General features: G+C 57.6%; 12 protein-coding genes. 9 read left to right on the top strand and 3 right to left on the bottom strand.

The features are described 5' to 3' along the window. Positions 1-161: 161 nt before the first annotated feature. Together AC13RC_RS06990 and AC13RC_RS06995 are read right to left on the bottom strand one after the other, a co-directional pair. Entirely contained in the window at positions 162-1,208 is a 1,047-nt protein-coding gene (locus AC13RC_RS06990; RefSeq protein WP_113388608.1) for a Gfo/Idh/MocA family protein, read from the bottom strand. After that, positions 1,205-2,194 (bottom strand): MDR/zinc-dependent alcohol dehydrogenase-like family protein, encoded by a 990-nt coding sequence (locus AC13RC_RS06995; RefSeq protein WP_113388609.1) that lies wholly within the window; start codon positions 2,192-2,194, stop codon positions 1,205-1,207. Before AC13RC_RS06995 ends, AC13RC_RS06990 begins: the two co-directional genes overlap by 4 nt. Positions 2,195-2,455: 261 nt before the next feature. On the opposite strand from AC13RC_RS06995, the gene AC13RC_RS07000 reads away from it, so the two are divergent. From AC13RC_RS07000 to AC13RC_RS07040, 9 genes are all read left to right on the top strand, one after another. Next, positions 2,456-3,565, top strand: coding sequence for an NAD-dependent epimerase/dehydratase family protein (locus AC13RC_RS07000; RefSeq protein WP_113388610.1), 1,110 nt, complete (start codon positions 2,456-2,458; stop codon positions 3,563-3,565). Continuing rightward, the gene (locus AC13RC_RS07005) at positions 3,562-4,626 is read left to right on the top strand and encodes an NAD-dependent epimerase/dehydratase family protein (protein WP_113388611.1); all 1,065 of its coding nucleotides are present in this window, start codon (positions 3,562-3,564) and stop codon (positions 4,624-4,626) included. Before AC13RC_RS07000 ends, AC13RC_RS07005 begins: the two co-directional genes overlap by 4 nt. An 83-nt stretch (positions 4,627-4,709) precedes the next feature. After that, positions 4,710-5,786: a glycosyltransferase family 4 protein gene (locus AC13RC_RS07010; RefSeq protein WP_113388681.1), complete on the top strand. Its 1,077-nt coding sequence runs from the start codon at positions 4,710-4,712 to the stop codon at positions 5,784-5,786. Continuing rightward, entirely contained in the window at positions 5,783-6,904 is a 1,122-nt protein-coding gene (locus AC13RC_RS07015; protein ID WP_113388612.1) for a CgeB family protein, read from the top strand. The genes AC13RC_RS07010 and AC13RC_RS07015 overlap by 4 nt, the downstream gene beginning before the upstream one ends. Beyond that, positions 6,901-7,989, top strand: coding sequence for a CgeB family protein (locus AC13RC_RS07020; protein WP_488556815.1), 1,089 nt, complete (start codon positions 6,901-6,903; stop codon positions 7,987-7,989). The genes AC13RC_RS07015 and AC13RC_RS07020 overlap by 4 nt, the downstream gene beginning before the upstream one ends. After that, on the top strand, positions 7,986-9,089 hold the full coding sequence (locus AC13RC_RS07025) for a glycosyltransferase family protein (protein ID WP_113388614.1): 1,104 nt from the start codon (positions 7,986-7,988) through the stop codon (positions 9,087-9,089). Before AC13RC_RS07020 ends, AC13RC_RS07025 begins: the two co-directional genes overlap by 4 nt. 20 nt (positions 9,090-9,109) lie before the next feature. After that, a complete protein-coding gene (locus AC13RC_RS07030) occupies positions 9,110-10,141 on the top strand; it encodes a UDP-glucuronic acid decarboxylase family protein (RefSeq protein WP_113388615.1) in 1,032 nt (343 codons plus the stop codon). 2 nt (positions 10,142-10,143) lie between these two features. Next, positions 10,144-10,902 carry a TIGR04290 family methyltransferase gene (locus AC13RC_RS07035; RefSeq protein WP_113388616.1) on the top strand — a complete coding sequence of 253 codons (759 nt, stop codon included), beginning with the start codon at positions 10,144-10,146 and terminating at the stop codon, positions 10,900-10,902. A gap of 341 nt (positions 10,903-11,243) precedes the next feature. Beyond that, the gene (locus AC13RC_RS07040) at positions 11,244-11,774 is read left to right on the top strand and encodes a sigma-70 family RNA polymerase sigma factor (protein ID WP_113388617.1); all 531 of its coding nucleotides are present in this window, start codon (positions 11,244-11,246) and stop codon (positions 11,772-11,774) included. Between the two features lie 11 nt (positions 11,775-11,785). On the opposite strand, the gene AC13RC_RS07045 is transcribed toward AC13RC_RS07040, so the two are convergent. Continuing rightward, positions 11,786-12,169 carry a response regulator gene (locus AC13RC_RS07045; protein WP_113388618.1) on the bottom strand — a complete coding sequence of 128 codons (384 nt, stop codon included), beginning with the start codon at positions 12,167-12,169 and terminating at the stop codon, positions 11,786-11,788. Positions 12,170-12,221 lie beyond the last annotated feature (52 nt).

The following is a 12,221-nucleotide window of genomic DNA, read 5'->3' on the forward strand; positions in this document are numbered from 1 at the left end:
AGCGCGGAAGTGTCGTTTCGGAAAGAACATCCGAGCTCTGTGTCGGAGCTCCTGAACCGCGGCTTTCACCCGATTGCATCGTGGCGATCCATAAGTTGATGCATTGAGATCGCATCGAACTCGCCTGAGTGGCACGGGTTCCAGCTGCTTGCATAAAATCGCTATTCGCCGATGCCGTTGCTCCCGGCGGCATATATCGCGTCAATAACCTCGGCGGAATTGATGAGGCCTTCGCAGGCTGGGTCATAGCTGTTGTCTCTGGCCAAGCGCGTTGCCCAGGCGGCCGCTGCCCGCCCGCCCCAATCATCCGGCGGCTCGACAAGGAGATCGGTGCGTGTTCCGCTATGTCGTTCCGCGGCGAAATCATAGAAAGAACCGTTGAGGTTCCGCATGACGACCCCTCCCTGCGTTCCGTGGAAGCTTGCGCCGATAACGGCATCGCAACCAGCGTTGAGGCCCCAGGAGCAGGCCAATCGGAGAGTTACGCCATTCGACAAGGTTGTAGTGGCGAAGGCGAAATCTTCCACATCGTTGCTGTTGAGAGCGATTGGAACCCCCTTTCGAAGAAGACAACTTTGAACCCCGGCGATGGCCGGGAAGTCGAGTGTCCATAATGCCAGGTCGACAAGATGGATACCTAGATCCATGACGCAGCCCCCGCCCGAGCGTTGCCTGTCGTAGAACCAGGGCTTGTCAGGCCCATAGGCGTTGTGAAAGACCATATCGACGGCGAAGATCCGGCCGAGTTCTCCTTTGCGAACTAGGTCACGGATGAGGCTCATGGCCTTCGTGTGCCTGTAGGAAAGGTCCACCTGCATCAAGCGGTCCGCCTTCCGGGCCGCCGCAATCGCCTGTTCGACTTCGGTTCGGGTGCGGCCCAGCGGCTTCTGGCAAAAGACGGCAATGCCTTGTTCAAGAGCAGCAACGGTCTGCTCTGCGTGCAAGGCGCTGGGGGTGGCAATGACGATCCCATCGAGCGGTTCGGCGAGCAGATCATCGAAGCGAGGTACGATCTTGCTCTGCCCGGCAAGTTCTGCAGCTGTTCGCGACATCTCCGCCGATGGGTCGCAGATGAACGTCTTTCCGACCAACCCGGTGTCCAGGATAGCCTTCATGCGGTGCCTGCCAATCCAGCCGACACCTAGAAAGCCAAGCCGAAGGCTGCCGTTGACACGGCCACGGCTAGCGTGTTCGTCGCGAACGCTCATCGGTATATAACCAGGGCTTTGAGGAAGCCGTCGGGGCGGTCCCGTGTCATGTTCAAGGCATCATCGAGCCGCTCAAGCGGAAAACGGTGGGTCAGGAAAGACCATGGATCGAGCCGACCGGCTTCGATTGCCGCGATCGCATCGCGAATGCCTTGCACATAAACGGCCGAGTCCCGTTCGTGAGCATTGACGACATCGAGCCCTCGCCAGTTCCACAACTGCATATTGACCTGCCTTGGGCCATCTTGATGATAGCCCGCAATGACCAGGCGTCCGCGCTCGCGCGTCAGTTCGGCTGCGAGGTCAAGCGGCCATTGCTTGCCAACGGCCTCGATCACACGATCGCAGAATTGTCCTCGCGTCGCTTGCTTCACCCTCTCGATAATCTGCCAATGGTCCGTCATCTCTATGGTTTCGAGCGCCCCCGCGCGTCTGGCGACCTCCAGAGAAAATGGCCTTCGGGAAATCGCGATGACATGCGCGCCGGCGGCCACGCACAGCTGGGTCAGCAAGGCACCGAGGAAGCCAATTCCAACGATGGCGACGAACTGCCGCGGTTGAACGTCGCATCGCTTGAAAATATTCATGGCGCAACCTAACGGCTCTCCCGGAAACGGCCGATTATCGAGCCAGGCGGGTAGCCGGACAATGTCGCTCTGATCGGCGAGATCGTAGGTGGCATAAGCATGCTGACTTAAAGTCGCGACGCGATCACCAACAGCAAAACCGGCGACATCATCTCCGATCGCATCGATAGTCCCCCAGCCTTCATGTCCCAGTCCTCCGGGCTCCGTCGGAAACCGCATCCATTCCGGGCCTGACCATGGCGTCAGGTTCGAGGCGCATACTCCGCAACCTTCCAATTTCACACGCAGTTGACCGGCGGCAGGTTCGGGCATAGCCAAGCGTTCTACGTGCAGCTGCCCGGGTCCCGTCACGACGGCCGCTTTCATATCGACTGCCTGCACTGATGTGATCGCGTTCATTCATACTCTCCTGGGAGTTCTAGCCTTCCGATCGTCGAATTGGATCGAAGAGGCGTGCCTAACTGGCATGCGCATGGCTTGTTCCAGAAGATGATGAAGATGCTTCGTGGCAGGTACAAGGATGTAGCCAGACGAGCGAAATCGAAGCGCATCATGGAAGAAGTCTACAAAGATAATGATGTCATAGCGTCAGGAACATTCCTTGGGGATCACTGTTAGGGGCGATCAAAAGCCTCTCAACTCAACAGCCCAGGGTGTTCAATGTCACATGTTCTCGTTACTGGTGGATGCGGTTTTATTGGTCGGCATGTCACGGAGGAACTGCTTGAAAATGGATATCAGGTACGCGTTCTCGATGCCCTGATCGATCAGGTGCATGGTCCTTCCGGCTTCCAGCAAGTGGTGGATGTGGCGGATGTTGTTCGTGCTGACGTGCGCGACAAGGGAGCGGTCCGGGAGGCTTTGCAAGGCATTGATGCCGTCATCCACCTAGCGGCGGAGGTCGGTGTCGGCCAGTCCATGTATGAGATTGCCCGTTATGTCGGTACCAACGATCTCGGTACCGCCGTTCTTCTGGAAGCCATGATCGGCCTTCCGATCAGACGAATTGTCGTCGCATCCTCGATGAGCGTCTATGGCGAGGGCATGTATGTCTCGCCGGTAGGTCATCGCCTCGGCTATATAAGGCGCGATATCGGTCGTCTCGCCGAGGGACTGTGGGATCCGCTGAGCCCCAATGGTGAGCAGCTTCTTCCCGCGCCGACGGATGAGGAGAAACCCGTCGATCTCGTCTCGATCTATGCGCTGACAAAATATGCGCAAGAGCGCCAGACGCTCATCTTCGGCCGCGCCTATGGCATCGAGGCAGTGGCATTGCGCTTGTTCAACGTCTTTGGTGCCGGTCAAGCGCTTTCCAATCCCTATACAGGCGTGCTCGCAAATTTCGCTTCGCGCCTTGCCAATGGCCAGCCGCCGATGATTTTCGAAGACGGCAATCAGCGCCGCGACTTTGTTCATGTGCGCGATGTCGCGCGCGCCTTTCGGCTGGCACTTGAGCGCAAGCCGGCGGCGGGTCACGTCATCAATATCGGCAGCGGCCAAGCCTATACCATAGCGCAGGTCGCGATGCTGCTTGCCGCCGCCATGGGAACCCGGGAATTGGCGCCCGAAATTACTGGCAAATCCCGCAGCGGCGATATCCGTCATTGCTTCGCCGATATTTCAAAAGCGAGGGAATTGCTCGGCTTCGAGCCGCGTTACCATCTCGATGGATCCCTCGAGTCCTTTGCGGACTGGGTTCTGACGACCGAAGCTATCGACAGGAATGCCGAGATGACCCGGCATCTCAAGGAACGAGGGCTCATGTCATGAGATTACCCGAAGGCCCCATCATCATCGTTGGCGGCAGTGGCTTCATCGGAAGCAATCTCGCCGACAGCTATCTTAGAGACGGTGAGGATGTGATCGTCCTCGACAATCTTAGCCGGCCCGGCGTCGAGCAGAATCTTCGCTGGCTGAAAAACAATCACGGAGATCGCGTTCAATCGGCAATCGCCGATATCCGCGACTTCGATGCCATCGCTCCATATTTCATAGGGGCACGAGCCGTCTTTCACCTGGCGGCTCAAACGGCGGTGACAACCAGCCTCGACCATCCCCTGCATGATTTCGAGACGAATGCCCGCGGAACGCTCAATGTGCTGGAAGCGGTGCGCAAGGCGGGCAACACGGCGCCGATCATTTTTTCCAGCACGAACAAGGTATACGGCGACATTCACGACATCGCGATGGCCGGATTGGAAGATCGCTATATACCCGCCGACGAATTGCTGCGCGAGCATGGCTTCGACGAGGATCGCAGGCTGAATTTCTGCACGCCATATGGCTGCTCCAAGGGAGTCGCTGATCAATATGTTCTCGACTACGCCAAGTCCTTTGGTTCGCTCACCGCCGTTTTACGCATGAGCTGCATCTATGGTCCGCGGCAGTTTGGCACCGAAGATCAAGGCTGGGTCGCTCATTTCTTGATCCGCGCGCTGAACGATGAAGCCATTTCGATTTATGGCGACGGCCGGCAAGTGCGCGATATCTTACATGTCGATGATGCCGTGCGCGCCTATCGGGGCCTGCTGAGCTCGATCGATGAAGCAAAGGGCAAGGCCTTCAATCTGGGAGGAGGGCCTGATAACGCCGTGAGCATTCGCATCGTGCTCAGGGAAATCGAAAGGATCATCGGCAGGCCGATCGCGACAATGCATTCCGACTGGCGCGTTGGAGATCAGCTTTACTTCGTCACGAACACCAGCGCATTGCGCGAAGCCATCGGCTGGGCGCCTGAAATATCATGGCGTGACGGCGTGCGTGACCTTTGCGATTGGCTCGTGAGCAACCGCCTAGGCGATTCATATCGTGCTCGGAGGGCCTCGGCATGAATGGAGAGGTTGATGTCCGCCAATCCAATTTGATGCCTTCGCCGGTCTATGCGCTTGATGCTCGCAAGCCGCGGACTGTTCTCATGACGCTGGATGCCGTCGGCGGCGTATGGCGATACGCCATGGATCTCGCCAGGGGATTACATTGGTTCGGGATTAACACCATATTCGCCGGATTTGGACCATCGCCTTCCTCCGAGCAGGAGCAGGAAGCAATCGCAGTCGGGCCATTGGTTTGGCTGGATGCTCCCCTGGATTGGATGGCGGGAAATGAAGATGAGCTCGACATTATTCCCGATCTTCTGAGGCAGCTTATTGATCGGTATTCGATAGACTTGCTTCATCTGAATCTCCCCTCGCAGGCTGTCGGTCTCGACATCGATCTGCCTGTGGTCGCTGTTTCGCATTCATGCGTCGTGACATGGTTTCAATCCGTGCGCGGCGCCGATGTGCCCGAGCCATGGAGATGGCAATTCTCGCGCAACCGGCGAGGTTTCGACCGGGCCGATATCGTCGTTGCGCCGAGCCATAGCCATGCGCATGCGCTTCGAACATGTTACGGGCCGATTTCCCATTTGGAGGTCGTCCATAATTCGAGCGAGCTCCCTGCTCGGTCAAACCTCAAGGAGAATTTTGCCCTGGCGGTTGGCCGATGGTGGGATGATGGCAAGAATGGTGCGGTATTGGATGAGGCCGCACGCCTGTCTCGCTCGAAGATATTTATGGCGGGGGCTGCGGATGGGCCATCCGGCCAGCATTTTTCCATCAAGCATGCCGTTCAGCTAGGAGAGTTGCATCATCATCAGCTTGCCGCCGTCATGGCTCAGGCCGGTATCGTCGTGTCGCCCTCTTTGTACGAGCCCTTCGGGCTAGCCGTGCTTGAGGGAGCCCGTGCCGGAGCTGCCCTCGTTTTGGCGGATATTCCGACCTATCGCGAGCTTTGGGATGGGGCAGCACTTTTTGCAGATCCGCACGACGCCGCCGGCTTTGCCGATGCGATCGATTTGCTGGCGCAGAACGAAAGGCTGCGGAAAGAGCAGGCTATGTCAGCACAGAAACGATCGCGGGCCTATTCGCTCGACCATCAGTGCCGGTCGCTTCTGAATGTTTACGCAAGCGCCATGCAGCATGCCGAGGAGAGAGAGGCGGTGCATCCATGAAATTCGTATTCTACACGCACTCTCTCGTTTCGGATTGGAACCATGGCAATGCGCATTTCCTGCGCGGAATCATGCGCGAGCTCCTGAAGCGAGGGCATGATGCGATCGCCCTGGAACCTTCCGATTCCTGGAGCCGCCGCAATCTCCTCATGGATCAAGGGCCGCGGGCACTGGAAGCTTTCCGTCGTACTTTCCCGCAGCTGACGTCACTCGCCTACGACAGCGCCTTCGACCATGAGGAGGCGATCGGCGACGCTGACGTCGTCGTCGTCCACGAGTGGACGGATCCCGCGCTCATCAAGCGCCTCGGTAGGGCCAGGCGCATCGGGGGGCGCTTCACACTTATCTTCCATGACACGCACCATCGCGCCGTCTCCGCGCGGAGTGAAATCGCAGGTCTTGATCTTGAGAATTATGATCTCATTCTCGCCTTTGGTGAGACGTTGCGCCAGCGCTACCTCAAGGCAGGGTGGGGGAACTATGTCTTCACGTGGCACGAAGCCGCCGACGAGGCGTTGTTCAGGCCGATGCCCGATGTGGAAAAGAAAGGCGACCTCATATGGATCGGTAATTGGGGCGATGATGAACGCAGCGCCGAGATCGGCCGTTTTCTCATCGAGCCTGCCAGCCGCATCGGGAAAGACGCACTGAGGACCACGGTGCGAGGTGTGCGCTATCCTCCGATAGCGCTCGACGCTCTGCGCAAAGCCGGTATCGATTACGGCGGCTGGATCGCAAATGCCGACGTGCCGCGGGCCTTCGCCGAAAACCGCGTGACCGTGCATATCCCGAGGCGCCCCTATGTTGAATCCCTGCCGGGCATTCCGACGATACGTGTCTTCGAGGCGCTCGCCTGCGGAATTCCGCTGATATCCGCTCCATGGGATGATTGCGAAGAGCTTTTCCGGCCCGACAGGGATTTTCTCGTCGCCAGAACGGGCGGTGAAATGACCCGCCTCATTCGTGATGTCCTTTCGGACCCGGCGCTCGCCAATGCGCTGATTGCTTCCGGCCTGGAGCGGATACGCACCCGGCACACCTGCGGCCATCGCGTGGACGAACTCCTGAACATTCTGGAGCGGCACAATGCAGTGAATAAGCGGGAGGTTGCGGAATGAAGATCGCTTTCTATGGCTCGAGCCTTCTGTCGGCCTATTGGAACGGTGCGGCCACCTATTATCGCGGTCTGCTGAAAGCCTTGGCGGCCAGGGGTTATCGTATCACCTTCTACGAGCCGGACGTCTATCAGCGCCAGGAACATCGCGATATCGATCCGCCCGATTGGTGCGAGGTGGTCGTTTACGATGGAACGATTGCCGCCTTGAAGGAGGTTGCGGTCGACGCGGCCCTTGCCGATGTTGTCATCAAGACGAGCGGGGTCGGCTTCGAGGACGACCTGCTTTTGCAGGAGGTCATGACGGCTGCCCGGCCGGGGGCTCTCAAAATTTTCTGGGATGTGGATGCGCCGGCGACGCTTGCCGAAATGCAGACATCCGCGGATCATCCGCTTCGCAAGGCACTTGCCGACCTGGATCTGATTCTGACCTATGGCGGCGGGGAGCCTGTCATAAAAAAATACCGGCAGCTTGGCGCGCTCGCATGCATTCCGATCTACAACGCGCTTGATCCGCAGACACATCATCCCGTCACCAACGATCCTCGCTTCGAGGCGACCCTTGGCTTTCTTGGCAATCGCCTGCCCGATCGAGAGGCGCGCGTCGAGGCCTTTTTTCTAGAGCCGGCCGCAGCCATGCCTTCGCAGCGCTTTCTTTTGGGCGGTGCGGGGTGGGACGACAAACCGATGTCGAGCAACGTCCGTTATATCGGGCACGTGCCGACCCGCGATCATAATGCCTTTAACGCGACGCCGAAGGCTGTGCTCAACATCTCGCGCGAGAGCATGGCCGAGAACGGCTTTTCACCCGCCACGCGCGTGTTCGAAGCGGCCGGGGCCGGCGCCTGCCTGATCACAGACTATTGGGAAGGAATTGACCATTTTCTGACGCCGAACGAGGAGGTGTTCGTCGCGCGCGATGGCCGGGATGTGCGTGAAATCCTGGCCGGCCTGCCCCCCGAACGTGCGGCCCAGACGGGTAAAAGAGCGCTCGCGAGGGTACTCGGCGAGCACACGTACCGGCATCGTGCCGTCGAAGTCGATCAACTCTTACGGTCTCGTTTCGCCAGCAAGGAGGCCGCCGAATGAGCCGTGCACTCGATATCGTGATATTGGGCCTCTCCTTGTCTTCCTCCTGGGGAAACGGTCATGCGACCACGTTCCGTTCCTTGATCAGAGGTCTCCATGCCGAAGGGCATCATGTGCTTTTCCTCGAACGGGATGTTCCCTGGTATGCCACGCATAGAGACCTTTCCGATGCGGATTTCTGTGAGCTTTCCTATTACGACAGTATGGATGAACTCAGGAGCCGATTTGAGCGGCGATTGACCGCTGCCGATGCCGTCATCATCGGTTCCTATGTGCCGGATGGCGTAGCGGTGATCGATATGGTTGCCGCGCTGAAGCCTCGGCTCTTATGCTTCTATGATATCGACACACCGGTCACGCTTGCGAAACTCGGACAGGGTGATCAGGAATATATCGCCGCACGTCAAATGCCGCTGTTCGATCTCTATCTATCTTTTTCGGGCGGAGGCGTCCTCGACCGGCTGGTGGCGGAGTTCGGCGTCTCGCGTGCGGAGGCTCTCTATTGCTCCGTCGATGAGCGGCTTTACAGGAATACGGGCGAGGAAACCTTTTGGGATCTTGGCTATCTTGGCACCTACAGCCCCGACAGACAGGAAAAATTACAGAAGCTTCTGATAGAGCCGGCACGGCAGCTGCCGCATATGCGGTTTATCGTTGCCGGGCCGCAATTTCCCGCTGATATCGACTGGCCCGAGAATGTAACTCGCATCGAACATCTCGCGCCCGCCGATCATGCGTCCTTCTACAGCCGGCAAAGATTTACCCTCAATATTACCCGATCCGACATGATCGAAGCGGGCTGGTCGCCGAGCGTGCGCTTGTTTGAGGCGGCCGCTTGCGGCACGCCGATCATCAGCGATTTCTGGCGCGGCCTCAATGAGCTTTTCCCACAAGATCGTTCCATCTTGATCGCGCATGACACGGCAGATGTGGTCGGTGCGCTGGCCGATCTTTCGGAGGAGGAGCGGCGCGGAATGGCGGATCTCGCGCAGCGCATCGTCCATGGTGATCACACCGGCCGTGCTCGCGCCAGGCAGTTGGTGAGCATTCTGGCGGAAGGCCCGCAGCAAAATCAAGTAGGCCAACGTGCGTTAGCGTAGCAATCCAAAGGAGAAATTGCATGCGGCAGGTAATCAAAAAGAACATTCTCGTCGCTGGAGGCGCAGGCTTTGTCGGCTCTCACCTTTGCGATGCGCTCATGGCCGGCGGCCATCGGGTCATTTGTGTCGACAGCTTTTTGACAAGTTCGCCCGATAATATCAAGTCATTGCAAAACCATCCTAATTTCACACTCATCGAGCATGACATATGCGAAGAGCTCGAGATCGCCGAGCCGCTTCATCAAATCTACAATCTGGCGTGCCCGGCCTCTCCGCCATTCTATCAAGCCGACCCTATCCACACGATGATGACCAGCGTGGCCGGAACGGGGAATCTCCTCAAACTGGCAGAGCGTCACGGCGCATCCTTCCTGCAGGCCTCCACGAGCGAGGTCTATGGCGATCCGGAGGAGCATCCGCAGCAGGAAGATTATTGGGGTCACGTCAATTGCATCGGACCGCGCGCATGCTACGACGAGGGAAAACGTGCCGCGGAGGCCCTTTGCTTCGATAGCCTGCGTGCGGGCTCCGTCGACGCGCGCGTCGTGCGCATCTTCAATACATATGGCCCTCGCATGCAGCCCAATGATGGGCGTATCGTCTCCAACTTCATCGTCCAGGCGCTACAGCATGAGCCGCTGACGATTTACGGGGATGGCAGCCAGACGAGATCCTTCTGCTACGTGTCCGATCTGGTCGAGGGCCTGATCCGCTCAATGAATGTGCAGCCAAACGCCGGCTTGCCCATCAATCTCGGCAATCCCGGCGAGTTCACCGTCAAGGAACTTGCGCATATGATCCTGGAGATGGTGCCGACAAACTCGAGCATCGCCTACCGGCCGCTGCCAACTGACGATCCACAGCGTCGGCGGCCTGACATAGCTCGGGCAAAGCAGCTCTTGTCCTGGGAGCCGAAGGTCCCTCTCGCCGAAGGCCTGGACTATACCATTACATGGTTTCGGCAGGCGCTTCACGAACCGCAATTTATTCAACGAGCACGTCGCAAGACTTTGCCTATCCGGCGTCCGACCGGTCTTTCAATCGGAGCGTGATCATGCAGAGCCAAGAGGAGTTGCGGCGCCAGATTATCGAACTGGCGCCATGGTTTCACAACCTGCGGATAAGGGGCATCGAAACGGCGCCCGATCATTTTCTCGGGGATTATCCGAGCTTTAAATGGCGGCGCTTCAAGGACGTCATTCCCGCGGATTTGACGGGCAAGACCGTTCTCGATATCGGCTGCAACGCGGGATTTTATTCGCTTGAGATGAAACGACGCAATGCAGACCGCGTGGTGGCGATCGATACGGATCCGCATTATTTGCGGCAGGCCGCGTTCGTGGCAAAGCAGGCGGAGGTTGATATCGACTTCCGGCAAATGTCCGTTTATGAGGTCGCGCAGCTAGGCGAGAAGTTTGATCTCGTTATTTTCATGGGCGTCCTTTACCATCTGCGTCATCCTCTCCTGGCGCTTGACCTTCTTCGCGAGCATGTCGTCAAGGATCTGATGCTGTTTCAATGCATGCAGCGCGGAGTGGACGATACACCGGAACTGAAGGACGATTACGACTTCGAGGACAAAGAGATTTTCAGTCGTCCTGATTACCCGAAGCTGTTCTTCGTCGAAAATCGCTATGCTGGGGACCCGACAAACTGGTTCATACCGAACAAGGCGGCGACGGAGGCGATGCTGCGCAGCGCGGGTTTTACAATGCTGCAAAATCCGGAACCGGAGGTATATCTCCTGCGGTGCAGCACCCATCGCTTCATGGTTGAAAAGCCGCCTCGAATTTGCCCGCAGGAGGGTAGGTAAGGGGGAGGCGTCTGGTGGCATGAACTCTGCGTTTGCTTTCGCCTCGCGGATCCCGACGGATTTGGATACGGAACATCGCCGAGGTCTCCTGTGCCGTCTTTAGACGGGCTGCATAGGATGCGCAGCCATCCGAAAGATTCTCCTTATTTCATGGAACATGCTGGGCATGGAGCCGTTCCTTCGAAGTGTGAAAGCGTTGAGTGGACCTCAGAATTTGCTCTGGGTCATTTCCCTAATGCGGCGAATGTCACCACGCGAAGTAAACTTCATTTGAAATCAACTAGAGGGTGCAACTGGTGTCGCTCAAGATGTCAGGTCTGCATCCAGACCAGAGCTGTTGAATGAGCGATACGGCAAAGGAGAATACCGTGATCCACTTGTCCCGTTCCAATCGTTTGCAGGCTGAGGTCGTGGAGCTCATTCCAGCCCTGCGCGCTTTCGCCAGAACATTCCACCGAAATTCGACGGATGCCGATGACTTGGTTCAAGAGACGCTGACGAAAGCTCTGGCCAATATCGACCAGTTCAATCCCGATACACGGTTGAAATCGTGGCTATTCACCATCATGCGCAACACATTCTGCACAAAGTTCCGCATCGCCAAACGTGAGGCTCCGGGTAACAAGAAATGCATATCAGACGTTGGCGTCGCACCAGCGTCGCAGGAATGGACAGTCCGTGCAAAGGAACTGCAGCGGGCGTGCAACCGCCTACCGGAACACTATCGGATAGTGCTGGAGTATGTGGTGATCGAAGGCCGCTCCTACGAAGATGCCGCCACGAAGTTCGGTTGTGCGATTGGCACCGTAAAAAGTCGCATCAACCGAGCTCGTCAGCAGCTCGCGGCGCAGCTTGATGAGGACCTTTACTGAGACTCCGGTTCTCAGACATCCAGCCGTCGCGCACCGAACAGCGCCATGGCGATATGCTCGATATCATCAACTTTTTCGCGCAGGACGAAGCCGGGAAATTGCGGAGGCGGGTTATCCGCTATGGCAAATACGTAGGGAAGCCCAACTTCCTCAAGCGCTTCAGCCATCGCATACGCAAGATCTGGATCAAGCCGAATGTCGATAATCGCGGCATCCACCTGATTGCTTTCGATCAAATCGAGAGCGTGGGGGACATCGGTCATCGGGCCGATCAGAATAGCTCCCAATGAACACAACTTCCGGCTTGTCCGTTCTGTAAGGAAATAGTCGTCCTCGACGATCAAGAGCCGTTTGCCGGAAAACATTTTACTATACGCAGGTGTCGAATCGCTCATTGGCCAGCCTAGCTCAGGTTATGCGATCATAGTTCGCTCTGCGTGAATTCAA

Source organism: Martinezella sp. CNPSo 3890 (assembly GCF_057784455.1).